At 36.2% G+C, this 25,280-nt stretch carries 28 protein-coding genes; 14 read left to right on the top strand and 14 right to left on the bottom strand.

The window, feature by feature from the left end; all coding sequences use genetic code 11:
• Positions 1-813, top strand: an 813-nt coding sequence (locus LBH98_10210) for a hypothetical protein (protein ID MDR0305120.1), incomplete at its 5' end; no start/stop codon positions are given.
• A 65-nt stretch (positions 814-878) separates the two neighbouring features.
• Here the strand turns inward: LBH98_10210 and LBH98_10205 are convergent.
• The 5 genes from LBH98_10205 to LBH98_10185 form a co-directional block, all read right to left on the bottom strand.
• A complete protein-coding gene (locus tag LBH98_10205) occupies positions 879-2,516 on the bottom strand; it encodes a thioredoxin family protein (GenBank protein MDR0305119.1) in 1,638 nt (545 codons plus the stop codon).
• Positions 2,506-2,715: a hypothetical protein gene (locus tag LBH98_10200; protein MDR0305118.1), complete on the bottom strand. Its 210-nt coding sequence runs from the start codon at positions 2,713-2,715 to the stop codon at positions 2,506-2,508. The genes LBH98_10205 and LBH98_10200 overlap by 11 nt, the downstream gene beginning before the upstream one ends.
• Positions 2,716-2,774: 59 nt before the next feature.
• Positions 2,775-3,029, bottom strand: coding sequence for a 50S ribosomal protein L27 (gene rpmA, locus LBH98_10195; GenBank protein ID MDR0305117.1), 255 nt, complete (start codon positions 3,027-3,029; stop codon positions 2,775-2,777).
• Between the two features lie 15 nt (positions 3,030-3,044).
• On the bottom strand, positions 3,045-3,359 hold the full coding sequence (gene rplU, locus LBH98_10190) for a 50S ribosomal protein L21 (GenBank protein MDR0305116.1): 315 nt from the start codon (positions 3,357-3,359) through the stop codon (positions 3,045-3,047).
• Positions 3,360-3,450: 91 nt separating this feature from the next.
• Entirely contained in the window at positions 3,451-5,025 is a 1,575-nt protein-coding gene (locus LBH98_10185) for an Rne/Rng family ribonuclease (GenBank protein ID MDR0305115.1), read from the bottom strand.
• A gap of 166 nt (positions 5,026-5,191) precedes the next feature.
• On the opposite strand from LBH98_10185, the gene LBH98_10180 reads away from it, so the two are divergent.
• Positions 5,192-6,538, top strand: coding sequence for a phosphoglucosamine mutase (locus tag LBH98_10180; protein ID MDR0305114.1), 1,347 nt, complete (start codon positions 5,192-5,194; stop codon positions 6,536-6,538).
• A 1-nt stretch (position 6,539) separates the two neighbouring features.
• On the top strand, positions 6,540-7,499 hold the full coding sequence (locus LBH98_10175) for a hypothetical protein (GenBank protein MDR0305113.1): 960 nt from the start codon (positions 6,540-6,542) through the stop codon (positions 7,497-7,499).
• Here LBH98_10175 and LBH98_10170 read toward each other — a convergent pair.
• A complete protein-coding gene (locus LBH98_10170) occupies positions 7,494-9,359 on the bottom strand; it encodes an ABC transporter ATP-binding protein/permease (GenBank protein ID MDR0305112.1) in 1,866 nt (621 codons plus the stop codon). The genes LBH98_10175 and LBH98_10170 overlap by 6 nt on opposite strands.
• A gap of 98 nt (positions 9,360-9,457) precedes the next feature.
• Here LBH98_10170 and LBH98_10165 point away from each other — a divergent pair, with 98 nt between their 5' ends.
• The 5 genes from LBH98_10165 to LBH98_10145 all read left to right on the top strand — a co-directional run bounded on the left by LBH98_10165 (position 9,458) and on the right by LBH98_10145 (position 15,549).
• The gene (locus tag LBH98_10165; protein ID MDR0305111.1) at positions 9,458-10,504 is read left to right on the top strand and encodes a hypothetical protein; all 1,047 of its coding nucleotides are present in this window, start codon (positions 9,458-9,460) and stop codon (positions 10,502-10,504) included.
• A complete protein-coding gene (locus LBH98_10160; protein ID MDR0305110.1) occupies positions 10,497-12,296 on the top strand; it encodes a histidine kinase in 1,800 nt (599 codons plus the stop codon). The genes LBH98_10165 and LBH98_10160 overlap by 8 nt, the downstream gene beginning before the upstream one ends.
• Positions 12,297-12,298: 2 nt before the next feature.
• Positions 12,299-12,991 (top strand): LytTR family DNA-binding domain-containing protein, encoded by a 693-nt coding sequence (locus LBH98_10155; GenBank protein ID MDR0305109.1) that lies wholly within the window; start codon positions 12,299-12,301, stop codon positions 12,989-12,991.
• Positions 12,981-14,858: a ComEC/Rec2 family competence protein gene (locus LBH98_10150; protein MDR0305108.1), complete on the top strand. Its 1,878-nt coding sequence runs from the start codon at positions 12,981-12,983 to the stop codon at positions 14,856-14,858. Before LBH98_10155 ends, LBH98_10150 begins: the two co-directional genes overlap by 11 nt.
• A 262-nt stretch (positions 14,859-15,120) precedes the next feature.
• On the top strand, positions 15,121-15,549 hold the full coding sequence (locus tag LBH98_10145; GenBank protein MDR0305107.1) for a hypothetical protein: 429 nt from the start codon (positions 15,121-15,123) through the stop codon (positions 15,547-15,549).
• Between the two features lie 683 nt (positions 15,550-16,232).
• Here the strand turns inward: LBH98_10145 and LBH98_10140 are convergent.
• Positions 16,233-16,661, bottom strand: a complete 429-nt coding sequence (locus LBH98_10140) for a hypothetical protein (protein ID MDR0305106.1) — start codon at positions 16,659-16,661, stop codon at positions 16,233-16,235.
• Between the two features lie 160 nt (positions 16,662-16,821).
• Here LBH98_10140 and LBH98_10135 point away from each other — a divergent pair, with 160 nt between their 5' ends.
• Positions 16,822-17,712 carry an IS1595 family transposase gene (locus LBH98_10135; protein MDR0305105.1) on the top strand — a complete coding sequence of 297 codons (891 nt, stop codon included), beginning with the start codon at positions 16,822-16,824 and terminating at the stop codon, positions 17,710-17,712.
• 16 nt (positions 17,713-17,728) lie between these two features.
• Here the strand turns inward: LBH98_10135 and LBH98_10130 are convergent, their stop codons facing one another.
• The 3 genes from LBH98_10130 to LBH98_10120 are packed head-to-tail and all read right to left on the bottom strand — an operon-like array spanning position 17,729 to position 19,076.
• A complete protein-coding gene (locus LBH98_10130; GenBank protein ID MDR0305104.1) occupies positions 17,729-18,124 on the bottom strand; it encodes a hypothetical protein in 396 nt (131 codons plus the stop codon).
• Between the two features lie 8 nt (positions 18,125-18,132).
• Positions 18,133-18,888: a TonB family protein gene (locus LBH98_10125; GenBank protein ID MDR0305103.1), complete on the bottom strand. Its 756-nt coding sequence runs from the start codon at positions 18,886-18,888 to the stop codon at positions 18,133-18,135.
• Positions 18,888-19,076 (bottom strand): hypothetical protein, encoded by a 189-nt coding sequence (locus tag LBH98_10120; protein ID MDR0305102.1) that lies wholly within the window; start codon positions 19,074-19,076, stop codon positions 18,888-18,890. Before LBH98_10120 ends, LBH98_10125 begins: the two co-directional genes overlap by 1 nt.
• 354 nt (positions 19,077-19,430) lie before the next feature.
• Here LBH98_10120 and LBH98_10115 point away from each other — a divergent pair, with 354 nt between their 5' ends.
• The 5 genes from LBH98_10115 to LBH98_10095 all read left to right on the top strand — a co-directional run bounded on the left by LBH98_10115 (position 19,431) and on the right by LBH98_10095 (position 21,373).
• Positions 19,431-19,706: a hypothetical protein gene (locus LBH98_10115; protein MDR0305101.1), complete on the top strand. Its 276-nt coding sequence runs from the start codon at positions 19,431-19,433 to the stop codon at positions 19,704-19,706.
• A gap of 24 nt (positions 19,707-19,730) precedes the next feature.
• Positions 19,731-20,612, top strand: a complete 882-nt coding sequence (locus LBH98_10110) for a hypothetical protein (GenBank protein MDR0305100.1) — start codon at positions 19,731-19,733, stop codon at positions 20,610-20,612.
• A gap of 10 nt (positions 20,613-20,622) precedes the next feature.
• Entirely contained in the window at positions 20,623-20,790 is a 168-nt protein-coding gene (locus tag LBH98_10105; protein MDR0305099.1) for a hypothetical protein, read from the top strand.
• Between the two features lie 61 nt (positions 20,791-20,851).
• Positions 20,852-21,130: a hypothetical protein gene (locus LBH98_10100; protein ID MDR0305098.1), complete on the top strand. Its 279-nt coding sequence runs from the start codon at positions 20,852-20,854 to the stop codon at positions 21,128-21,130.
• A gap of 30 nt (positions 21,131-21,160) precedes the next feature.
• Entirely contained in the window at positions 21,161-21,373 is a 213-nt protein-coding gene (locus tag LBH98_10095) for a hypothetical protein (GenBank protein ID MDR0305097.1), read from the top strand.
• A gap of 70 nt (positions 21,374-21,443) precedes the next feature.
• Here the strand turns inward: LBH98_10095 and LBH98_10090 are convergent, their stop codons facing one another.
• From LBH98_10090 to LBH98_10075, 4 genes are all read right to left on the bottom strand, one after another.
• On the bottom strand, positions 21,444-22,199 hold the full coding sequence (locus LBH98_10090) for an ATP-binding cassette domain-containing protein (GenBank protein ID MDR0305096.1): 756 nt from the start codon (positions 22,197-22,199) through the stop codon (positions 21,444-21,446).
• A 269-nt stretch (positions 22,200-22,468) separates the two neighbouring features.
• The gene (locus LBH98_10085) at positions 22,469-23,005 is read right to left on the bottom strand and encodes a transposase (protein MDR0305095.1); all 537 of its coding nucleotides are present in this window, start codon (positions 23,003-23,005) and stop codon (positions 22,469-22,471) included.
• Positions 23,006-23,292: 287 nt separating this feature from the next.
• Entirely contained in the window at positions 23,293-24,312 is a 1,020-nt protein-coding gene (locus LBH98_10080; GenBank protein MDR0305094.1) for a hypothetical protein, read from the bottom strand.
• Between the two features lie 484 nt (positions 24,313-24,796).
• A complete protein-coding gene (locus LBH98_10075) occupies positions 24,797-25,102 on the bottom strand; it encodes a hypothetical protein (GenBank protein ID MDR0305093.1) in 306 nt (101 codons plus the stop codon).
• Positions 25,103-25,280 lie beyond the last annotated feature (178 nt).

Below are 25,280 nucleotides of genomic sequence, written 5' to 3'. Positions count from 1 at the left end.
GTATTCGGCTCTCTTGAAGAAGGCTACACTCAGCCCGTCGCGCAGACTGTAACAGTCGGTAACGTAGGCACGGGAACAGTAACGCTTACTCAACCGATTGCGACTAACTATACGCTTGGCGCACTTTCGGCGACGACTCTTGCGTCGGGCGCCACGGCGACGTTTAGCGTTCAGCCTAAAGCGAATCTTGCGGTGGGCGATTACAGCGAAACGATAAGCATAAGCGGCAGTAACGGAGCAAGTGTACAGCTTAGCGTAAGTTTCAGCGTATCGGCAACGCCGGTATTTGCGGTAACGGTAATAAACGGCAGCGGTTCAAGCAGTTATGAAGCCGGAGTAACGGTAACGGTAACGGCAAACCCTGCATCCGCCGGCAAAGTGTTTGACAAATGGACAAGCAGCGATGGTGTGGTTTTTAACGATGCAACGTCGTCAACGACAACTTTTGTAATGCTTTCAAAAGCGGTAACGGTAACTGCGACATACAAAGATGTCGAAGTGTCGGTTATTAGGGATAAGTCCAAAAACGAACACAGCGGCATAAGATTGTCAAACAACATAGTCTCCGATAAGGCAGTTATCACCGTTGATTTGCCCAACAACGAGAGAGTTTCTCAGGTGAAAGCAGTTGTCTATGATAATGTCGGCAATGTGGTGTTTGAGAGAACTGAGAGAGGTAATAGCGTTACTTGGAACTTAACCAACAATGCAGGCAGAAATGTAGCTAACGGCAGTTATTTGGTGGTGGTTGAAGCGAAAAACACAAACGGGAAGAGTTATCCTTACACTGCTAAGGTGGGTGTGAGGAGGTAACACGACCGATTCGTTATTATAAAAACGGAGCGCAGAGAGATTTGCGCTCCGTTTTTGTTTTTTCCCTATAAATCCAATTTTTCTATAACTTCGACGACTGATTTTTTGCTTACGATGTCATAAAAAACGACCGGACTTCCAAAATCGTCCCCGTCAAAAATCGCCAAAAACGGAATGCTTTTTGATTTCAATTCTTCCTGAAGTTTTTGCGCCGGCGGGTTTTCGTTTGTCAAATCCGCAGTCATCGCTAAAATATTTCTTTGCCGAAAGATTCGATGAATTTCTTCACTGTCATAAACCGAAATTTTGTTAAATTGACAATTTAAACACCATTTTGCGGTGAAATTTACAATTACGCTTTGCTTGTTTTTACGAGCGGTTTCAAACAATTCCGGCGAGAAATCGACCCATACAAGATCGTAATTATCGTGATTTTGCGCAAAAAATTTACCGTAATTAGCCGAGACGAATAAATAAACCGCAAATAAAAGCAAAATCAAAGCGAGAATCTTTTTAATAACTACGGAATACTTTGCGATTTTTCGCGAAATTTTTACTCCGCCCAAAACGCTCAACAAAACATACGGCGCGGACATTCCCGTCCCGACAGACAAGAACACGGCAAAAACCGCCGCGTTTGAGTTGTCGATAAGCGCCCACGCTATAATCGCGCCCAAAAACGGTCCCGAACACGGCGTCGCCAAAATTGTGGCGCAAACTCCTCTGATAAAATTACCCCAAAGAGAGTTTTTTTTCTGCTTCATTTCAAAATTTGCGACGCCGGAATTTGGCGAGAGAGTAAAAACGTCAAACAAAAACAACGAACCGACAAGCATCAAAACCGATAGAATCGTTATGAAAACAGGATTTTGAAATTGCTGCCCCCACCAGATTTTCAGTTGAATCGCGGCAATCGCAAGAAGTAAAAACACGAAAATCACTCCTAAGGCAAACGCAAAACTTTTAAAAATCGCCGTTTTTTTGTCCGTATCCTGCGCAAACGACAAAATTTTTATCCCCAAAACCGGTAAAACACAAGGCATAAAATTCAAAATAACTCCGGCAAAAAACGCCAGAAGCAATGCCGAAAAAAGTGAGTGTTTTTGCGTAAATTTTTTGACGTCAAAATTATAAACGCCATAATCCTCTGCGTCTCTTTCAAACGCAATATCCTGAGACGATTCATAAATTTCTTGCAAACTGTCGTCAAACGGTTTATCCGAATTGTTTACTGAAATCGTTTTCGAAAACGGCACGCACGACAAGTCGCAATAAACGCCTTCGATTTGAATTTTTGCGGAATCAAAATTTACGGTTTTCAGCGCGGCAAAAATTACGGCTTTTTCTTCCCACGCCCAAACCCAAGCGGTATCAGGTTCGTCAGGCGGCAAAAAAACTTTCGGCCGTTGCTTTTTTGCAAATAAAAATTCTACGTTTTCATCTTTTAAATTTATCTGCAAATCTTTACCGATTCCCGGACCTTTGGGATTGCTGTAAAGATGATAATTTCTAGGAATATTTATCGTAATCGCGGCGATAAGCGTATCGCTTTGAACTTTAATCGCCGTTTCAAACGAAAGCGTATCGTCCGTCTCAAACGCATTGACGTTCCCAAAAATAAAAAATAACAAAAACAAAAAACGACAAACTATACGCCTGCCGTTTTTTATATAAGAAACTAAATTTTTTACGCTAATTCTCATAATCCATATTGGAACGTTCCGAATTCCAAATTTTGATTCCATTTTTATCGTACGGCGATTCTTCAACCAATTTGCGAATTAAATATTCTTGTCCTCTTTTTTCAAAGACAATTCTATCGCCTTGAATCAGTTCCAAATCTAAACGTACTTGTTTTGGAATTCTTGTCATATCGTTGACGGACAATTTAGCGGTTATCATAAAAACTCCTTAACGGGAATAATATATATATACTAAAACAATATTTATTATATAAAAAATTACGCCGGAATAACTCTTACATATTTTCTGTTATCGATTTTTTTGTAAAAATCGACTTTACCGGCTATCTCTGCAAACAAAGTATCGTCTCTACCGCGTCCTACATTTTGCCCTGGATGAACTTTTGTTCCGCGCTGACGGATAATAATGCTTCCAGCGCTTATCAATTCACCGGCGTATTCCTTAACTCCGAGGCGTTTCGCTTTACTGTCACGCCCGTTTTTTGTACTTCCCTGACCTTTTTTGTGCGCCATTGAAAATCTCCTTAATTAAGCTGCGTTAATTGAAATAATTTTAATCTTAGTAAAATCCTGACGATGTCCGTTTCTTCTCTGGTAGTCTTTTCTTCTGTGTTTTTTTACGACCAGAATCTTTTTAGTCCGCCCATGTTCCACTATTTCGGCTTTAACAACCGCACCTTTAATATCCGGCGTACCAACCGTCGTTTTTACTCCGTCGCTCACAAGAAGAACGGATTCTAAAGTAATTTCCTCTCCGATTTTACCTTCTACAAGCGGAATATTCAACAACTCGCCTTCAGCCACTTTATACTGAAATCCACCCTGTTTTACTACCGAAACCATAACTTTAATTTCTCCTTAAACCAATAAAATCAATTCATCTTAAACAAAAACAACATTGAATATATTATATTGCCGCGGCAAAAATCAATACCTACAAATGTTTTTCAGTTATATGTTCACTTTGGCCCGCTATATATATTTCAAATTCATCCTGTTCCAAACGTGAGGAAATTTCAAAACGAAGATTTACGTTGTAGTCGTTTCCGAACTGTTTGCACAAATCGTTTCTTTTTATGTATTCAAACATTGGCTGGGAAACCAGAATTTTTACCGGCGATGTTATATTATCCGCCTGCGCTCTGTGCAGCCATCTGTCAATTTTCGACGCTATCGTTTTTGTAGAAAAGACCCGTCCCAACCCATAACACGAAGGACAAATTTCCGTCATGAGTTCATTTATTCCCGGACGCACCCTTTTACGCGTCATTTCAATAAGCCCGAATCGCGACAAGTCGGAACAATCGGTTACGGTAGAATCGTTTTTGAGCAATTCGTGCATTCTTTTTTGGAGAGCCACGCGATTTTCCGCTTTTTTCATATCAATAAAATCAACGACTATGATTCCGCCGATATCACGCAAACGCAATTGACGGGCGATTTCTTTCGCCGCTTCCATATTAGTCGCAAAGACCGTATCTTCAAGATTGCTTTCGGAATTATTTCGTCCTGAATTTACGTCAATGGCAAGCAACGCCTCCGTTTTGTCAAAAAACAAATATCCGCCGCTCTTTAACCAAACTTTGCGTCTAAGCGACTTGTCTAAATCTCTTTCGATATTATAAAAGTCAAAAATCGGAACGTTATGAGTGTAAAGAGTAACTCGATTGTTCATTTCCGGCGCAATTTTCGTCAAATACGAAACAATTTCTTTATAATCGTCCGCGTCATCGACAATAACCTCTTTAACGTCCTTTGAAAACAAATCGCGAATCGCCTGAGTCGTAACATTCTGTTCTTTGTAAAGAAGACGCTGATCATCGCTTTCAAGCGATCTTTGCTGAATGAGTTCCCATTCTCCTACAAGAAGTTTCAATTCGTTATATATCAATTCTTCATCGACGTCAAGACCAATGGTTCTAATTATACACCCCATATTTTCAGGAAGCATCGCTTTTAGCGCTCTTTGCAGACGTTTACGTTTTTTTCTCTCGTCGCTTTTCTTGGAAACGCCTATATTTTTAGAATCCGGCACTAAAACTAAAAATCTTCCGGCGATAGAGATTTTCGTAGTGACTTTAGGACATTTATCGCCTATCGGTTCTTTGGAAACTTGAACTAACAGTTCCTGACCTTCTTGAATAAGATTTTCAATGGCGTAACAATTTTCTATATCTACATCTTCGCTTTCATCTACATCTTCGCCTTTACTCGTATCTTTCGCTTCTTCACTTTCATTCGTATTTTCCGTATCTTCATCTTCACTAAAATCCGGAACTATAGCGGTTTCTATGTCGGCGACGTTTAAAAAAGCATTTTTTTCAAGTCCGATGTCGATGAACGCGGACTGTATGCTGGGAACTATATTTTCCACCCTTCCTCTATATATATTTCCAAGCGCTCTGCAATTATCCGGCTGCTCTATAATATATTCAACGACAGCGTTATCTTCAAGGACGGCCACTCTTTTTTGAGTCGCCGTTGAACTAAACAACAATTTCTTTTCCATTAAAATTTGCTTTCTTTAATAATGAAACAAACCAAAAAACTATATAAAATAATAAATGTCGAAACGCCGGATGTAATAAAATTTAACGTTGAATTTTATATAAATTAATTTTGTTTTTTATTTTGTCAATATCGTATTTTCTTTATTATTATTAAAGGAGCTTTTTTTGAAAAAAGCAATAATGTCGGTTTCAGGAATCAGAGGAAAAGTCGGCGACGATTTGTCGCTTGAGCTACTACGGGCGGTTGCGTACATTCAAGCAAAATCATCAATCGGAAAGAAAGTAATTATCGGACGTGACACGCGTCCGTCCGGCGAAGATATTGAAAAAGCGATTTGTCAGGGAATTTTCGCGGCGAACAAAGAGCCGGTTTCCATAGGAATTGCGACTACGCCTACCACTTGTTTTGCGACTAAATATTTTGAAGCGGCGACAGGAATAATAATTACCGCAAGCCACAATCCGCATCCGTATAACGGATATAAGCCGGTTCATTTCAGCGGACGACTTTTTAACGCCGTCGAGAGCCGAGATTTATATTATGAATACGAAAAAGGGAACTTTTTATCTGATGCGGAATTTGAAAAATTTCCGACTTCTCCCAAAAAAGTTGAAAAAACGGCTGTGTCGGCGCATATAGACGCGATTTTAAAAAATGTCGATGTCGATTTAATAAAAAAGTCAAAGATTAAAATAGCCGTAGACGCAATAAACGGTGCGGCAAGCGCCTCGTTCGCACAATTGTTATCGGCTTTAGGAGTAGAATACGAAGGAATAAATTGTAAATTGGACGGTGATTTCGTGCACAATCCCGAACCGCGTCCGGCGCACCTTTTGGAACTACAGAATTTGCTCAAATCCAAAAAAAATTTCTGGGGAGGATTTGCATTTGATCCGGACGGAGACAGACTTGTAACAATGGGTGAAAACGGCGAGCCGATTTGCGAAGAAATGACTTTAGCGTTGTCGATGATGGACGTTTTACCGGAGAAAAAAACCGACGTAGCGACAAATTTATCTACTTCGATGGCGATTGACGATGTAGCAAAAAGTTTCGGAGTCAACGTTATCAGGACAAAAATAGGAGAGGCTAATGTTGTTGACGCAATTCGAGAAAACAACCTTGCGCTTGGCGGCGAAGGTAACGGAGGAGTAATCTATCCGGCGGTATCTATGGTTCGCGACGGGCTCGTCGGACTTGCGTTGATTATCGAATGTATGGCGAAAAACAAAAAAAAACTTACTCAACTCACATCACTCTACAAAGAATATCCTATAGTTAAAGAAAAAATATCTACGACAGGCTTAAATCCTGATGAAATTTTGAATAAATTGACGAAAATTTTTGCAACGGAAAAAATAGACGCACGGGACGGATTAAAAATTATATATAACGACGGATGGGTTCACATCCGTTCGTCCAATACCGAACCGATAATGCGAATTTACGCCGAAGCGAATACGGAAGCGAAAGCGAAAGAACTTGCCGAAATGGTTATGAAAGAAGTATGACTTGACGCGTTTTTTTATCTTGTTTTTTATATGTTTTGTTTCGGCGAAAAACAATGAAATAATAAACGATTTTATTTTAATGCAAGAATATGAATCGGCGCAAAAATACATCTATAGAAACTTAAAAAATCCCGACAGTTCATTTTTTACCGCTTTAGTAGAGTACTCAAAGCTTGTCGATTACGAAGCGTATGAAACAGAAAACGGGGGAAAAACGCTAAATATCTGCGAAAAAGCGATTGTTGAAAATTCCGTTATCAAAGACACGACGCTTTTGTTTTACAGAACGGCGGTTTTAAACGGGATGTTAAGCACAATTCACATAAAAAGAGGCGCATATTTACAAGGACTTTCCAAAGCGAACGACTCGCAAAAAAATTGGAAAAAATTACTGAACACCAAATATTCAAACGAGGCGAATTTCGCACTTGCACTGACCGAATATTACAAAATTACGCTTTTTAACAAATCGCCGAAAAATTACGAGAAACTTAAAAACGTATTGGAAAAATTACGAAAATCACTTTCCGCCGACGATGAAATGTCACAAAAAATGTATCTATCTTACATTTGGGTGTTACAAGAACAAAAATTATGGAGCGAAGCGAAAAAAATATTTGATGAATTTTTCGAAAAATATTCGACAAATACTATGATGATTCGCGCGTATCAAGCGATTTCCGTCGATAAAAAAGATATTGAGGAAATAGTGTCTTCTTCCCAAAAATTGCTTAACCTGTCGGAGAAAAGAATCCCAAAAAACTATTCCGATATTTTGTCGGCGCGGCGGGCGATGATTTTTGCGGCGGATTTGGAAAACAAGAAAGACTACGCATGCGAAATTGCAAGTTCCGTGATGCGTGAAATTCAATATATTCCGCAAGATACAAAAAAAACCTATTGGGTAAAAAAACATTTGGAAACTATAAAAAAGTACGCCGACAAATGCAAAAAATTATGATTTTTTTCCACTGAACTGGATTGAATGCAAATAATTGTAACGTCCGCCTTTTGCAAGTAATTCTTCGTGGTTTCCGCTTTCGACCAATTTTCCTTTTTCAAGGACTAAAATAGTATCAGCCGAGCGTATCGTGGAAAGCCGATGCGCCGCAACAAAAGTAGTTCTTCCTTTCATTAAGTACGAAAGCGCTTCCTGAACAAGAGATTCGGATTCCGTATCAAGCGCAGACGTGGCTTCGTCCAAAATTAAAATTTGACTGTTGCGTAAAATCGCTCTGGCTATCGCTATCCGCTGTTTTTGTCCGCCGCTTAATGCGACTCCGCGCTCGCCGACCATAGTGTCAAAACTTTGCGGCGCCGCCACAATAAAAGAATATGCGTTTGCAAATTTTGCCGCTTTAATAATTTCTTCATCGCTTGCGCCTATTTTACCGTATGCTATGTTTTCTTTGATTGACGCGTTAAATAAAATTGTTTCTTGCGACACGATACTGAAAAGTTCTCGGTATTGTGTCAATTCAAAATCGGAAATGTTCTTTCCGTCAAGGGTTATCTCGCCGCCGTCTATCTCGTAAAATCGCGGAATTATGTCCAAAATCGTGGACTTCCCCGCCCCGCTTCCGCCTACCAGAGCGATAGTATCCCCTTTTTTTACCGTAAACGACAAATCGTCCAGAACAACCGCATTCTTCGCACTTTCATAAGCAAAAGAAACGTTATTGAAAGATATATTATCGTTAAATTGCGGAATGTTTCTTCTATCCAAAACCTTAATTTTTTCGATTGGGGAATCAAAAACTTTGAAAACTCTTTGAGCGGCGGCGACAGCCGCTTGAATGTTGGAATTTATATTCCCAAGCGTCTTTAACGGTTGATATGAAGCGAACATAAATACCAAAAAGCGCGTAAAATCCTCTGCCGAAAAGTTTCCTTCTCCGCTAATAATTTCGTTTCCGCCCAAAATTAAAAGTCCGCCGATTAAATAGAACGCAAGCGTTTCCGTAAGCGGGGAAAGCATGTCGCCCGTAATTTTCTGTCTGAACTGATTTTTACGGAGTCTGTCGCTTATTTTCTTAAACTTCGTGTTTTCTTCCTGCGCCATATTGAACATTTTTACCGCCCGGACTCCGCCTATCACTTCCGTAATACGCGATACCATTTCATCAAAACTCGCCAAATTTTTTCGCGAACGTTTTTTAACGGTATTTCCGATTTTTAATATCACTAAAATTAAAACGGGATAAACCACGAACAGTATAAGCGTAAGTTTAGCGTTTATTATAAAAAGCATGGCTATATAACCCAAAAGTTTAAGCGGCTCCATAAGAAGCGATCCTAAAGAATTGGAAATCGTCGAATTTATCAAATTTAAATCGTTAACCATTATAGCCATTAAACTTCCACTCTTACTTTGATCGTAAAACGAAGTAGGGAGTTTAAGAATATGACCGAAAAGATCGTTTCGCATATCGCGGGCGGTAGAAAAATTTAAAAGTCCGGTACTAATGTTGTTTATATATAAAAAAATATTTTTTACGGTAAAAGCAATCGCTATGATTATACTGACCCAAACCAAAAGCGGCAATGATTTATTTATTGAAAAAAGCAAATTACCGTGATATTTCAGCCATTCGTTAATATTAGAAATTGAAAACGGCGGTTTTTCGCACAATAAAACGGAAGCGCCGTCTGAAAAAAGGACGCTTGGCAACGTACCCAGAAACCATCCGGAAATTCCTTGAAAAAGTACAACAGCAAGCGCGGATATAAACGAAATAATAAAAAGCCACCAATAAGGGCGCATATAATGTAAAGTGCGGGAGTACATACTTGTTGGATTGTTTTTTCTGTCGTCTGTCATTTTTCCTCTTTTCTTTTGCCGATAAAATATTATTTACCATGTGGCAAATAATAGCATTTATTATTTTAAGATAAAATCTTGAAAGAAAAGGATAAAATATGGAAAATGAAATGACGGCGGAGCAATTTAACCGAGAAGACGAAATTGATTTGCGTGAACTGGTTTTGGTCGTTTTAAAGAATTGGATGATTGTTACGCTCGTTACAGCGGCTATTTCAGCCGTTATAGCGGTGTGGGCGATAGTTTTACCTGATCAATACGTCGCAGCCGCCGTCGCTGTGGCAGCTAAGAGATCGTCAGGCGAAGCAGGACAAATGGCAGGACTCGCCGCTATGGCGGGAATAAACATTCCAACGGGCGGAAGCGACGTAAATTTGATAAATTATGTGGACTTGCTTGTCGAGAATACCTCATTCTGCGAAAAAATAATAGAGCGTGAATGGATTGTCCAAAGATTGCAGACAAAAGAAGAAATTAAGAAAAAAGAGCCGTTTATATACGATACTTTGACACTTGCCGAATATTGGAAGTTCAGAAATCCTGATACCACAGCGCCTAATTGGGAATATAAGTATAAGATGGCTCAAATCAATAAGCTGAGAAGCAAAAAGGGAAAATTCATGTCAATTGAAAAGGACAAAGTAAAAGGAACTATTGAAATAAAAACCCGTTTCCAAAACCCGTCGCTCGCTTATTCGATTCATGAATATTTGATTGAATATTTAAAAAAATATATTGAAAGCGATTATTTGAACCGCGGAAAAGAAAAGAGAGAATTTGTTGAAGAACGAGTGGCGGACGCAAGAATGAGTTTAAACCGCGCCGAATCGTATTTGGTCGGTTTTAAAGAAAAAAACCTTGCCGCACAATCACCGTCCGTAATTCTCGAAGGCGAGCGGCTTCAGCGTGAAGTCGTTCTGAAAGCAAGCGTTTACGCTGAGCTTATAAAACAATTAGAATTGGCGAAAATCGACGAGAAGAAAGAAACACCGGCGTTTGAAGTGATAAAAGAAGCCGATTACCCGCTTTATCCGTCGGAACCTAACAGAAAATTATTGATATTAATCGGAATTTTTGCAGGGATTTTTGCCGGAATTTTTATCGTTTTTATGAAAGAATGGATAATATCAATAAGAAATGCATAAAATAATTGCTTTTTTTACGGTTTTATTTTTTTGTACGATTCCAAACGCGTCACCGCAATATTCTTTTAAGAAAAATACGCTGACCGATATAAATATTTGGAAATGCGGTTATTCGGACAACTCGTTTGGAGCGGATTTTGCAAGTCCGCGATACGACGACGGCGAATGGCATGACAAAAAAATCATCGGATTATGGAAAGCGGATAAGTACGGTGCAAAAGGAATCAGATGGTTTCGGACTAAAATCTTTATTACACAGGATATTTTAGATTACGAAAAAGCGGCTATTTTTATTCCGACGGTAATTTCGGCCTATGAAATTTATTGGGATGGTACAAAAATAGGCGAAAACGGAAAAATCGGCGATTACAAAATGGCATTAGCCAAAAAAGAAACAGGGGAAAGAATTGGAAATAGCGCCGGAATTTTCGTTATTCCGCAACAATTTTTTTCTGCCGGAGAGCATACTTTGGCTATCCGAATCTCAAATTTCAGCGCTATTTCGGGATTTATCGCCGAGAATCCCAAAATCGGAACTTTGGAAAACGTTATTTCTCACATCTCCAAAACGATTGCGTATTCTGCGGCGCTTATCGGAATCTTTTTTATTACCGCGCTTTTCAACATTATTTTTATAGCGAAATCGCTTCATGTCAGAGCGCACGTTACTTATGCGATGTTTTCACTTTGTTGCTGCGGACATGTTTTTGTGCCGATTTTTGTGATGTACTATCAGACGAACCTTGAACATTATTATTTGATTGCACTGCTAAACGACGCTTTTGAAATCGGACTTATATGGCTTTTGCCTACGTATTTATTACGACTTTTTAATGCGAAGCGCTTAATATTAAAGTCGTCGATATTTTTTGCGGTCAGTACAATAGCCGTTATGCTTCCACGGCTTGCTATTTATGATATTTCGCCGATTTCAACGCTTGCGTTTTTGGGCAGTGCGAATGAAATTTTCACTTCATTCTCGGCTATAACGTCCGTAGGAATCGCTTTGGAAGCGTTATTTAAGAAAGAAAAAGGCGCTAAAACAATCACAATCGGACTTATAATTTTCTGGCTTTGTATTGTATTTTCCATAATACTCAAACAAATTAATATCAGTTCGCTGGGATTTGCTTTGCTTTCAGCGTTTATCACGATAACTATGGGAAGATTTTTCTGGGAAGAAATGGGAAAAAAATCGTTGATCGAAATTAAAAACACTCGTTTGGAATTGGAACTTTTAAAAAACAATATCCACCCGCATTTTTTACTTAATTCTTTAAACACCATAGTCGCCTGGATAGAAGAAGATCCAAAAATCGCCGTCAAATTAGTTAACGAATTATCCAAAGAGCTGCGGCTTTTAATGTCATTTTCTCAAAAAAAAATTATTTCACTTTCCGAAGAGGTTTCGCTTTGCAGAGCCCATCTAAAAGTTATGAATTTACGGCGCGAAAAGAATATTAAACTTAAAATCTCAGGCGATATAGAAGGAATAACGATTCCGCCGCTGATTGTGCATACGGCTTTGGAGAATGGGCTTACACACGGGTTTGTGAAGAAAGATACGGGAACTTTTGATTTGAGCGTCACAAGGCAAGCGCAAAAGATTATCATTAATTTGGAGAACAACGGCGAAAATAACCATTCGCAAAATCGGGTGGCGACGGGAACCGGAAATAAATATATTGTACAACGTTTGGAAGAAATTTACGGGAATAATTTTAAATTTGTTTCGGAAGCAAAAAATAACGGTTGGCGGGTTATTTTTGAATTGCCGGCGGAAAGAGTGTAAAAATGAAAATTTTTATTGTTGAAGACGAGAAAGTCGCAGCGAGACGATTGGTAAGACAGGTTGAAGAAATTCTTCCTGATAACGAACTTTCACTTTTTTATGAATTTCAAGAAATTATTACGGCAATAAAAATTCAGCCGCCCGATTTACTTATTTTAGATTTAAACCTTAACGGCGATGACGGATTCAACATTCTTAAAAGTATAGAAGAAAAAAAATTTGAAACTATCGTGGTTTCGGCAACCGGAGAGCGCGCTCTTGAAGGTTTTGACTTGGACATTGTCGATTTTGTTTTAAAACCTTATGACAAAGAACGCTTGCAAAAAGCGTTGCAGAAATTTATCGGAAGACATATACGCCGTAAAGGCAAGAAAGAAATTCTGATTAAAGACGGGTCGTCGCGAATTATCGTTCCAATTGAGCAGATATTATATATTTCCGGAGCCGGCGACTATCGAGAAATTCATTGTAAAGACGGAAAAACTTACCTTCATGATAATTCTTTGGAAAAATTCGGTGAAATTTTATCGGGAAATTTTATCAGAATTCACAATTCTTATTTAGTCGATGAAAATTCAATCGCACATACTATCGTTTTGGGCGGCGGAAAATATGAAGCGGTTTTGAGAAACGGTGAAAAATTACCCGTAAGCCGTTCAAGGTATAAGGGATTATTCGGTGTAAATGAACAATAAATTCCGCGATTTTATTCCATATAAATACCTTTTTTGCGTCCCGTCTCTCTATTTGGCGCTCGGACTTTCTTTCGGAATAATACTTGGAACAAAATATAAGATTTTTACCGCCGAGCCGAACGCCTTGATAACCACGGTAATTATAGTTTCTTTGCTTTTAACCAATAGATATTCGAAAACCCTTTCTCTTATAATTTCTATTTTTATCGGACTTCTTTTACAAAACTCTTGGGAAAAATCAATAGAAACCGGTGAAAACTTATTTCCTCAAAACGGCGCCGTTCTAATTTCGGCGGAATTTTATTCTCCTCCAAAATATCGCAGTGAAAAAAGAATGGAACAATTGGTAAGTTTACGAAAAAGCGATTACAGGATAAATTTGATTTTGAAAGATACTTTGACAGACTATATTTTAGAATCAGGTCAAAATGCGGAAATATTAGGAATTTTTAGAAAATACGACAATCAAAACACAGCCGCACCTTGGGAATATGATAATATTTTTCAGGAAAAAATTAAAAATTCCATAGGTGAAATAGAAGTTATTTCCATAAAGAAACAAACAAAAATGCCTCATATTACCGCGATTTACCGGCACATCCGCAAGAATTTCGCAAAGACGCAATACGAATCGTTATATATTTCAATTTTTACGGGCGATCGTTCGTTTTTAACTCAAAATATAAATTCTTTTTTTCGCGAAAGCGGGCTCGTACATTTCTTGGCGATATCGGGACTGCATATAGCGATTTTGATTTTTGCGTTTTCTGCTATAATTTTTATTTTGCCTTTACCGATTTTGGTACGACGATGTATAGTTGTGTGTGCAATTTTATTTTTACCGTTTATCGTAGGATTCGGACCGGCGACTTTACGAGCGGTAATTATGGGAACGATTATGCTGATTTCACCGCTTTTTGACCGTAAAAGCAATGCGCTGAATTCACTGTTTTTATCTTGCTTTTTTATTTTGTCGCTATACCCTATGCACATATTTCTGGTAGGATTTCAGTATTCGTTTACAGCGACATTTGCGGTTTTAGTATTTCCCAAATTCATAAGAGATGTGAAATTTCGTGAAATAATTTTATTTTTTACATTACCGATATTTCTGTTTGTCGTTATTACGCCTATACAAATTTTCCATTTTGGGGCGCTTACTTCAGCGACGCCGCTTGCGAATTTAATTTTACTTCCCATATTGCAGGCAATTTGTCAAATTGCACTCATTTCGCTTTTTATTCCTATTGAAAGCATATCGAATTTTTTGTGCATGATGACGGATAAGGCGCTTGATTTATTGTTTTGGATTATAAATAAGTATGTGATTTTTACCGGATTGGGTGAAGATTATGCAAATATTTCACCGCTTATTTTTATTGTGATTATTGTAATAGTTATAATCTTATATACATTTAGCAGGAATAGAATAATTTATTTAACTTATGCGGTATTGTTTATGTTAAGCGGACTTTTGATTTCGGATTTATGTAAAAAAGATACAATTTACACAGTTTCTTCGCAGAATTTTAGAATGAAATTATTAGATTCAAACAATCCTGTACTGGTAATATTGGGCGCAGCGCAAACAAAGAACTACTATAACCCGTCATTTTTAAGATGGACGAAAACGCATTTAGGCAGTAGATTTTTTTCTGTAAAATCAAAACCTGTTTTGATTAGCGATAACTCTTATATTCCGCAAAAATTATCTGAAAATTTCACACATATTATTTTGAGAAACACGACTGGTAAAGTTTATTTCGATACTTACGCAGATACAATAAAAACAACGCCTTTTTCCGCCGAAGAAACCAAAATCCGAAAAATAAATATTGTAAAGAAATATGATAAAACGAGAATTTAATTGTCAAATATCAATACTTTTTCGCAAATAAATTTACGTAACTATATAAATTTTACACAAAACTTGAAACTGTCCACTTTAACCCAGCCCTCTATATTCTCCGCCTCCACCTTTCGACCATTTGTTTTCTTCATACCTAATTTTATTTTCGTCAATATGGAGAAATCTTTTCGTTTGATTTAGGAGCAATTCGTTATTTTATATAGATTTTTATTTAAGAAGTAAAAATTAATGAAAAAATAAAAGAAAGGTAAGGTAAATTATGAACAGTGAAAAGGATTCATTAAACGCGTATGCTAATGGAGTAATGAAAAAAATTGATAAGGATAAAATTAACGGAATACTTATTAATTCGGCTCAATTTAACGATACGGATAAAACAAAGGTTAATGTGAATTCGGTTACAATAGAAAAAGGATTGGTTCAAAATTGGCTAAATTCTGATAGTACGAAGCGTTTTATTGAATCGCAAAAAAATCTTTATAAGCCTCAAATTGAGCAAAAGATCGATTTTCAAACATTAACAAAAAAATTAGGAAAGGTTGTAAAAATATTTAGAGAAAGCGGCTTTGATTATGATACAACGGGAAATCTTATAGGCGGACATATCAAAGTCGATGGGAATATACAATCACCGAAAAAATCTACGAACAAAGATGAAAGAGAGATTGAATATAAAGACGGGAATTAGTATTTGAAAAAAGACTACTTTTATAAAAACTATAGGATATTTTATTAAAACTTTTACATTGTCATAAAATAGACTATAAAAAGTATATCCATAATTTTGGGAATATTCTGAATATAATTCAATCGTATTTTTTACACTAAGTAAAACTAATCCCGCTACAATAGTAATGAGAAGCGCTAACAGATAAATTTTTAATTTTTTTTTCAAAGCTTTATTTCCTTAATTAATATTTGGGACATATTGGAATAATTCCCAAACAATGACTATTTTTGGTAAAATATCATTATGTTTATGAGACAGGTGTATAAATTATAATTATTATTTGAGATTATGTCGTAATGATTGTTTGGAAGCAATAAAAGATGATGACTATATACAATTTTACACAAAAATATAATCAAACCATTTTATAGGTTATTTTATTAATCAAATTACTTTTTGCCAATGAGAAATTGGCAATCAAAATCAAAAATTCAAACTTTCAATTAATAATTGAAAACATTAAAAGGAGTTATAATTATGAAAAAGAATACTAATATAAAATCAGCAAAAAAGAATTTTTTACCTAATGTTAAAATGTGCAAAGAATGTTTAGATTTTATTAATGGTATAACAATTGATTGTTCATATTGTTTGGGATTTTGTAAAAGTATAAATAAAACAACTAATTAATTCTTATTCTTTTAAATAGCCTTAAAAACATAAACCTTATATTGTTTATTGTTTTTAGAAGTTGAAGCTGAAACAGTTTCAACAGCCCATGAAGCTGTTATATGTTCTGATTCTGGTTCTAAATCTTTATCGTGTATAGCAAAACCTTCATTCTTTAATGCTTTTTCTAATGTTCGCGCTGTATCTTCATCCGGGCAAGATATAGATGCTAAATATTCACAAATAATACCCTTTTTACTTTCATGTTGTTTCATACGGTCAAATGGATGTTGCGTAGTTAATCCAGCATACCAATGATTATTTGGCCAAGTTGGGTCGTTTTGTTTAACATGTTTAATAAAATTGTCAACTGCTTCTTTTATTATAAACATTCTAATTCCTTTATAAAATTTTAGGTAAATTACTTTTTGCCAAATCAAAAATTCAAACTTTCCTATCAAAAATTAAAAATCCGCCTAATTCTTTTTATTGTTGGGGTGTATATAAAAATTACATCCCGAATTTAACTTAATGTAAGACATTAAATAAAATCATTTAATCTCCTGAAATATATACACGTTTCCACCGTCGGTTATTATTTTATAAATAAAGGAAGCTGGTATGTTAAGTTTGAGGAGTTTTAATTCAATTTTAGAGTTACTTAAAGAATTTTCAACAGAGCAGGTTTGTATTGAACATTTAGAGTCAATGCGTTGGAATGGTTCGATTGTCAGCCCGTTTGACCCTGATTCCAAAGTTTACAAATGCAAGGGCGGTAAATATCGTTGTAGGAATACGGGCAAATATTTTAACGTTAAGACAGGCACTTTATTTGATAACACCAAAATTAAATTGAAAAAATGGTTTTTGGCTATTTGGTTAATTACATCTCATAAGAAAGGTATATCTTCGTTGCAACTTTCAAGGGATATAAATGTAACTCAAAAGACGGCTTGGTTTATGCTACAACGCATTAGGAAGTGTTTTGGGGCTGAAAATAATAATGTGTTAGATAATTTAGTTGAATGCGATGAAACTTATATCGGCGGTAAGAGCAAGCATCAGGGTCGAAGCACTAAACATAAAACTCCGGTTGTTGGAATGGTTCAGCGTGGAGGCAAAGTAAATGCTAAAGTGGTTGAGGATGCAAGTAAGCAGACTCTATCCAATCTAATTACTAAGAGCGTCAAGAAAACTGCAACTTTATTTACTGATAGTTGGGGTGGTTATAATGATATGTCAAAGTTTTATGACCATCGAGTTATAAAACATAAAGAACATCAATACGTCAATGGTATAGTTCATACAAATACTATTGAGGGTTTTTGGTCTTTGTTGAAGCGTGGGCTTTTGGGTATTTATCATTCCACATCTCGAAAACATTTACAAAAATATGTCGATGAATTTGTTTTTAGATATAATACAAAGGGCATTGGAGAAAGTGAAAGATTTAATTGGCTAATTGAAAATATGGGAATTAAGACAACGTATAAAGGGTTAATTGCGGCATAACGGAAAGGGCTGAATTTTAATTCACAATAATTGGTAATACGACAAATACAAACACCACCAAACCAATACTAAATACTCTCAAAAATCTTATTCCTTTCTCATCATAAGAACTATGAGTTTCTTGATATGTTGTCTCTTTAATTTTTCTGATATTATCGGATTTTCGCCTTTCGGTTTTGCTGTTTAAGGTTGTTTTTGAATAAACTTCTTTGGTATCGGGATTAAATTCTTCGACATACTTTTCTTCCTTAAATTCTTCTTGATGTAAATTGTATTCATACTTTTTGTCTATCTTTTTGTAATAATAAATAGTTGTAGTGCCGCCGTCAGAGTCCTTAATTCTCTCTCTAACTTTGGCACTAACATCATTAAGACAGCCGACAATTAAAATAAAAAGCAACAATCTGAACATTTGCAGTCCTAATTAGGCGAAAACACAAATTCATATTCAAATTCGGTAACGTCGTTTGGAACATCAATCCTTCCGAAATTCCACGCCTTTACTTTTTCTATAACAGTTTGGTCAAAAGTGTTGTCTTTTGTTGTAGAACTGACTAATTGGCAAGAAATCACTTTTCCAAACTCGTCAATTGCCAATTTTACCTTGACGCGCCCTGACATTCCCGGATTGTTTCCGAGCCGTTGATTATATGTGTAATTCAAACCCGTTGTATTTTGATGAACAACCCTCATAATACTTGATTTTGAACGACCGCCTGTTGTTTCGACTGCTTCGGCTGCTTCTTTTACCGAATTAAAACTATTATAACTTTCCCACTCTGAACTAATTTTTGCCATACATTTGTTGTAATCGGCAATTTTTTCTTTTATTTCGGCGCATTGAGGCGAATTGGAATTAGCGCAATTGTTCGCAAGTTTTTGCTTTAATTGTTCCATTTGCGTCATTTGGGTTTGTTCATTACTTAACCTTCTTATTGCTGCAAAATCTCTATTTATATCTATATAATCATCACTCAAATCGCCTAATAATTTGGAAAGGGCACTATTTTTATATTCCCATTCAAATTGCTGGCGATTGAGATTTGTCTTATAAATATAAATATTTCTACAATTCCCCCACCATTGCCAATCTCTACCTATGTATTTCCACTCGCCAGCCCAAACACTGCAAGCAACTACAACCCCAACAACTAAAACTTTAGTCAACTGTTTCATTATTTACCGCCTTTGATAAATATACTATTACAGCAATCGCATTTGTCTTGCTTGTCGCGTAATTGACTCCCACAATTTGCACAAAAAACTCGACCATCCATTTCTTTGCGTTTAGCCGTTGCATTGCATTCTTTGCAAATCTTCACATCGTTGCTTAATGCTTTCCCGCAATTATCACAAAATGTCATAAAACACCCCTTCTGCCGTTTCTTTCGGCAAGTTAAAAAGTTAAGACAGAAGACAGTTGAGAGGCTGTCCTGCCAATTCATAGTAATTTGCTGTTAACAATGAATTTCACCCGTGTTTATTTATATAGGTGTTGATAGGCAGAACAACCGGTAAAGGAAGTTTGCCACCTATATAAACATAAAGAAATAAAGAACTCGAATGAAAAGCCGAGTATTATCTCAACAATCCATTGTTAACAGCATTCGCAAAATAATATTTGTATCGGCTAAAATACAGGAAAAGAATTAAATTCAGGAATATTTAGAAACTCAACCAATTAATATAATAGTTAAAGAATAAACAAGGAGTAGTTTATGGAAAATCAAGATATTGAATCACAGGGCGATACATTTTCAGATTATAGTGTAAATTCGAACCCAAATCATATAAATCCAAAATTTTATAGTTCAAGGCGGTGGTGGTTAGCGCTTATTACTCTTGTGGGAGTATTTGGCTGTGTTATGTATGGGATATGGAAAGGTGAGGAAATTTATGGAAGTGTTCTTATGACGTTGTGTTCTGTACCGCTTGCGTTTATGGGTGCGACAACGATTGATAAAATTTTTGAAAATAGTAGAAAAGACAAGTAAAATATGGAAAATACAGGGCGATTTATGAGTGGTGAAAGGTTAGTTCTTCCACCTTATATTCAGGGTGCAGGTAATAACAATACGGGTGGAGGAAGTGGCGGAGAAGGAGGTATATCTGACGCTCCAAACGATGGAAACCTTTACGGAAGAAAAAATCAAGCGTGGTCGCAAGTTCCAACGATTGAACAAATAAGTTATACCGCTGGTGATAATATTACTATTGAAAATAATGTTATCTCCGCAAACATTCCTGAACAACAAAATTTTGTGGCTGGAAACGGAATAGATATTTCAAATAATGTAATAACAAATACTGCACCGGCAATTCCATATACTGCTGGAGATGGAATAACGATTGACGATAATGTAATATCTGCAACATCTTCTGGGAATGCAGTTTCACCGAGTAATGCAGGGAAAAATATAAATATCGACGAAAACGGCGTTATTTCATTAGATAACGACCTTATAGATGTGGGTTCAGTTAGCACGGGGGCTTTGGCTGTTAATGGTAGTCGGTTGGATGTAGTATATCAAGGACAGCAAACAGTTCAGATAAGTTCAGGAACATTTAACATCTATTGGACTATTTGGGGAGCAGCGGTAAGTGTGTATGTCAGTATAACAGGATTTGTGAGTTCGGGAACATATCAGTTTATAACTTGGGAGACATTAAATATTCCGGGATTTAATTCTAACGGTGATTATGCTCGTCCGGGCGCTACTTATTCTGTTCCTGCGCTATATATAAATAACGGCGGTTCAAATTCATATTTAACAGGTTTGGGCTTTACTATAAGTCCAGAAGGAATTACGTTGGTTGCTCCAAGCGGATTAACAGACACAACAGCAACAATTTCGTATCACGGAAACTTTAACGATACGTCTGCGGCTGTATCTTTGTAAGGAAAATTGAATGGGAAATATGACAAGAGACGAACAAATTATGAATAGATTTGTGCGTACATATCAAGGGCAAGAGCAAGAGCAAGTTAAACTTCCAGCATCTCAATATTATCGTATAAGTCCTTGGGCGTTAGATATAATAAAAGGGTGGGATAAGAATAGGGAAAAACGTGGATAAGTGTAAAAAGTTAAAATTTTACTGAAATATTTTTAATATAATTGAAAAGGAAACTAAAAATATGGTTAAATTAAATAAAGAATATTATCAGCAGATTAAAGACCAAACGATAATAAATTATCAAAATAGCGACCAAGTGGTAGCCAGAGCAACTGGCGTGGATATTCATTTTATAAATGATGAATTGGGTAAATTGAGTAGGGCGATAGAATTATGGTGTATGGGTTCTAATAAATCTAATAATTCTTTAATGGATTTGGGGCTTGATATTTTTAGAAACAAGTGTAGAATATTAGGAATTGACGAACTTGACTTTCCTAATTTTATAATGGAAGAATAATTGGTTATAAAATTATCGAAAGGATAAATTATGTGGCAAACAAAAGTTATTGAAAAGCCAATAAAAGTTATTTCAAAAGAAAATAAAGCAGAATTTAAACTTGTTAAAGAAATTGAAAGTAGAATGCTTAAATTTAAGAAAAGTTTAGAAAAAGAAATGAATGTAGAAAAATTAAAAGGCGTTCAATTTTATGTGTCAAGCGATAACAAATGTAAGATTATATTTGAAACGTTTGACGATTAGTGTAAAATTGTATATAGTCATCATAATTTTTAGTGTAAAGATGTATATAGTTACCTAAATTTATATGCTTTCAATCGTTTATACCGTTTCTGTCGATTCGATTGAAAAAGTCATGTACTTTCCCTTCGCTAATCGCTAAGCCGTCTTTTAAAGAACCGTCAAAATAAACGCGTCCTTTTTCCAAATATATGATTGAGTCGGCAATAGTTTTAATGGACTCTATTTCATGAGTAACCGCAACTATTGTTATCGAAAGGCGGTCGCGCATTTCAACCAGTAATTCATCTATTCCGGATGAAGTTACCGGATCAAGCCCCGCCGACGGTTCGTCGCAAAATAAAATCGGCGGATCTAAAACCAGCGCTCTTGCGATTGCGGCGCGTTTACGCATTCCGCCGGAAAGTTCGTCCGGAAACAAGTCGTAAGCATGACTCATTCGTACGCTTCTTAGTTTATCGCGAACAATTTCGTCAATTATTTTATCGCTTAATTTCGTATGCATTTTCAGCGGCAGCGCTACGTTTTGCGCAACGGATAAAGAACCGAGCAGCGCACCGTTTTGATACACTATACCGATTTTTTTCAGGATGGCCACAGTATCCGGTTCGTCAAGTTCGCCGATTAAAGTTCCAAAAATTCTAACGCTTCCGTGCGCCGGCTTTACAAGTCCGATAATATGTTTGAGAAGCGTGGTTTTCCCGCAGCCGCTTGTTCCGAGTATTACTTTGATTTCCGATTTATGAAAGTCGGCGCAGACATCGTGAAGAATTTCTTTTTCGCCGTATTTTGCGATTAAATTCCTTATCTCTATAACCGTTTCTTTCACTAAAATTCCTTAAAGATATTTTTTTCGTGAATCGTCATCAAACCTACGAAGTTCGTATTAATATACAATTTGCCAAACGAAACCTATTTAATTTCCGAAAAAAAGATTTATTCCGCCGCCGATACCTTCGTCGGATATTTGAAAACTAAAAACTAAGAAAAAATGAGTTTGATTTCAGTTTGTTCGGGTTTCGGCGTAACGATGTAGGCGGCTTTGATTTGAGAAGTGAAAAAACGTTAAATATCTTGTTTGATTATTTTACAAATAATTTAATTTCGGAAGTCGAATTGAATATTGTGTTGCATGCATAATGTAGCGCTACTGTAAAATCCACTGTCAAGACGTAGCAAACCTATCTTTTTATTTGAAAAATGCGACAACGTTTCTTCAAGAAACGCTTGAAAATTATTGTTGCTATGCGAATCTCCCGGACGAAGCCAAAAGTTAGCGACCATATCAACATCGGCGACAAAAGCGATTAGCGGATGATGCGATTTACGACCGGGTTTACGAGAGTTATATCTATTACAAGAGGCTTCTTGATCTCCATATCTGCTTATCACGGATGAATCAATATCCAAAGTAAAATTGTTGAATGACAAGCCGGATAAAAACCAGCGGTAAAGTTCTCCGAAAACTTTCTCAAAAGCGCCGTAAAATGAAAATTTCGCAAAATATCTCTGAAACGCTTTATGTTCAGGCATCCGTTGCCAGCCAAAAAACTTCTGAAGCGTCGTGTCAAATCGAGATATGTCCAAGTGTGAATAACGGTTGACTCCACACCAAATAGAGGCGATAAACTGCATTATCAATTGAACCGGAGATGTCCCGCGATTTGATCATTGACGCGGTAATGAAAGGTTACTCAATTTCTCTTGAAAACCTATCAGGGCAACCATATTCTTAAGTAGGGCGAGCCCGCTACAAGCCGTTATCTCTTCATAAATAAATTCAAGCGACAAATCATTCATAAAATGCTACTCTTTCTAACAATAAATTCCTGAAAAACAATAAATTACTCTAACGGTGTCCATTAGAAAATAATTTATAATAAATGAAAAATGGGCTAATGGACAATTTGGGTTTATTTTAATCATACATATATTCCTGTTTCTTTCATTGTTTGATATTGTTCGCAGATAATACAAGGAATGTTTTGGGTATTTTGGATAACATCTACTTTACCCAACAACATTTTTTTTGCACTTTTGTAATTTTCTGAATTTATCGCTTTTTTCAAACCGATATCAAAAACATTTACGCCAAAATCATCTTTATATACTACACAGCATCCTAATAAACGTCCGTCCCAATTTATTTGCGGCGAACTCCATAATCCGTAACAATTTGAATTCGGAATTATTTTCTTTGCCTCAAATAATTCTTTGTGGCTCAAGCATTTTAATCCGGTTTCTTTTATCAACATATCTTTATTTTGAGAAACATAGTCATCCCAAGGCAATTTGAAAGATATACGCATTCCTAATTGTTCTGCCATTTTCTTCGCCTTAATAACGTCTTCTTCGTTATGTTCCATTATTATATATTGCCAAGTTAATTCAGGAAATTTTGAATTGTATTTCTGTTTGCATTCGTTCAGTTTTTTGATGTTTTCAATAACTGTGTTAAAATTACCGTTAGTTCTATACAAAGAGTAAATTTGTTGAGAAGCGGCATCTATTGAAATACTGATATGTCGGAAACAGAATTTCACTAACGCTTCTATAATTTCGTCTGAAACTGTATTAAAATTTACACCATTCCCTGCAGATAACTTAACATTATTTTCAAAGGCGTATTTAATGATATGAATTAAATCAGGGTTCAAAAAAATTTCTCCGCTGTTTGACAATTCTATGTTTTTAACAAATTTGTTCCGTTGGATAAAGTTTTCAAAATCAAAGAATTTCAAATATCCTTTGCCCATAGAACCATAATTAGATTTGCGCATATAACAAGCACTGCAATTTAACTGACACAAGGTTGACGCCTCTATTCTGACTGTTGTCGGTAATCTGTTTCCTGTTAATCTTAGCAATAGTTTTCTAATTTTTGCTTTGGCAGATACCGGCAAAAGATGTTTCAAAATAATTTTTAACCAATGTAGCAACATAAAATTCTCCTGTTTTGAAATAAGATAAGCCAATAAATTTTGGTTTATCTTATTTTGATGTCATTTCTTGCTTTTTAATTCTTTACAGTTCAAACTCTTCAAACTCTCTTTGCACCGCAACTAGTACAGTAATCGCCAAAGACCGTGTATTTATTGCAACGTACACAACGCTGTCCTTTTCCACCTTTTCCGTCATTTATTGGTTCCCTTTAATATTGCTCATACTGTAAACACCTCTCTGTTTGGTTATTGGTTTTAGTGAAATATATTTTTTTGTATTATTGATATAGTCATTAATATTGTTTAGCTGATACTACAATCATACAATAAGTTTCTGCATTTAAGTTAAATACCTTATGTTGACATAAAATCAACTTATTAACATCAAAACACGACTGTTTGTTCTCACGCTATTCATAACGACTTTCTTGAACATCAATACGATTTTGTTCTACCGGACATAACGTCTTTTTTTAAGTGTGAGTCAGCGCCTACAAAGAGCCGATTCACTAATTCCAAGCGACATCTCTTCTATCAAATCGGACAAAGTAATGTCTGGCTTGTCTTTGATTCTTGCTACAACCATATCCATTTGTAAATCTGTAACTAATTGCTTCCTACCGCTATTCTGTAGTTTGGGGGTATAAATACCTGTCATTGTGTAACGATGCCATATTCTTGTTATACTGCTTACACTAACTCGCGTCCATTTTGCAATATCCGAATTTTTCTCTCCATTTTTCTTGTGAAATACTATGCTTTCACGTTCTCTATCCGTTATAAGCAACACAAAATTCCTCTTTTGTTACCTATAAATATAATTTATGCGCTACAAAAGTCAATATGCTAGGGCTTGCTAACTAAATATATATTCAATAATTTCTTCGTTAAACAAAAGTATTAGTGATGCTATTACCATATCAATCGCTTTCGAATAACGACACGTCTTACGATTAAATCTTGCAAGT

It is taken from the genome of Chitinispirillales bacterium (genome assembly GCA_031254455.1).
Taxonomy (GTDB): domain Bacteria; phylum Fibrobacterota; class Chitinivibrionia; order Chitinivibrionales; family Chitinivibrionaceae; genus WRFX01.
This window is presented reverse-complemented; position numbering and strand designations above follow the sequence as displayed.

Coding starts and splice junctions, on each gene's coding strand:
- LBH98_10155 (MDR0305109.1), top strand. CDS start 12,299: ATGAAAATTTTTATTGTTGAAGACGAGAAAGTCGCAGCGAGACGATTG.
- LBH98_10100 (MDR0305098.1), top strand. CDS start 20,852: ATGGTTAAATTAAATAAAGAATATTATCAGCAGATTAAAGACCAAACG.
- LBH98_10125 (MDR0305103.1), bottom strand. CDS start 18,888: ATGAAACAGTTGACTAAAGTTTTAGTTGTTGGGGTTGTAGTTGCTTGC.
- LBH98_10150 (MDR0305108.1), top strand. CDS start 12,981: ATGAACAATAAATTCCGCGATTTTATTCCATATAAATACCTTTTTTGC.
- LBH98_10080 (MDR0305094.1), bottom strand. CDS start 24,312: ATGTTGCTACATTGGTTAAAAATTATTTTGAAACATCTTTTGCCGGTA.
- LBH98_10205 (MDR0305119.1), bottom strand. CDS start 2,516: ATGAGAATTAGCGTAAAAAATTTAGTTTCTTATATAAAAAACGGCAGG.
- LBH98_10160 (MDR0305110.1), top strand. CDS start 10,497: ATGCATAAAATAATTGCTTTTTTTACGGTTTTATTTTTTTGTACGATT.
- LBH98_10135 (MDR0305105.1), top strand. CDS start 16,822: ATGTTAAGTTTGAGGAGTTTTAATTCAATTTTAGAGTTACTTAAAGAA.
- LBH98_10145 (MDR0305107.1), top strand. CDS start 15,121: ATGAACAGTGAAAAGGATTCATTAAACGCGTATGCTAATGGAGTAATG.
- rpmA (MDR0305117.1), bottom strand. CDS start 3,029: ATGGCGCACAAAAAAGGTCAGGGAAGTACAAAAAACGGGCGTGACAGT.
- LBH98_10105 (MDR0305099.1), top strand. CDS start 20,623: ATGGGAAATATGACAAGAGACGAACAAATTATGAATAGATTTGTGCGT.
- LBH98_10085 (MDR0305095.1), bottom strand. CDS start 23,005: ATGCAGTTTATCGCCTCTATTTGGTGTGGAGTCAACCGTTATTCACAC.
- LBH98_10115 (MDR0305101.1), top strand. CDS start 19,431: ATGGAAAATCAAGATATTGAATCACAGGGCGATACATTTTCAGATTAT.
- LBH98_10170 (MDR0305112.1), bottom strand. CDS start 9,359: ATGACAGACGACAGAAAAAACAATCCAACAAGTATGTACTCCCGCACT.
- LBH98_10110 (MDR0305100.1), top strand. CDS start 19,731: ATGAGTGGTGAAAGGTTAGTTCTTCCACCTTATATTCAGGGTGCAGGT.
- rplU (MDR0305116.1), bottom strand. CDS start 3,359: ATGGTTTCGGTAGTAAAACAGGGTGGATTTCAGTATAAAGTGGCTGAA.
- LBH98_10165 (MDR0305111.1), top strand. CDS start 9,458: ATGGAAAATGAAATGACGGCGGAGCAATTTAACCGAGAAGACGAAATT.
- LBH98_10095 (MDR0305097.1), top strand. CDS start 21,161: ATGTGGCAAACAAAAGTTATTGAAAAGCCAATAAAAGTTATTTCAAAA.
- LBH98_10200 (MDR0305118.1), bottom strand. CDS start 2,715: ATGATAACCGCTAAATTGTCCGTCAACGATATGACAAGAATTCCAAAA.
- LBH98_10185 (MDR0305115.1), bottom strand. CDS start 5,025: ATGGAAAAGAAATTGTTGTTTAGTTCAACGGCGACTCAAAAAAGAGTG.
- LBH98_10130 (MDR0305104.1), bottom strand. CDS start 18,124: ATGTTCAGATTGTTGCTTTTTATTTTAATTGTCGGCTGTCTTAATGAT.
- LBH98_10120 (MDR0305102.1), bottom strand. CDS start 19,076: ATGACATTTTGTGATAATTGCGGGAAAGCATTAAGCAACGATGTGAAG.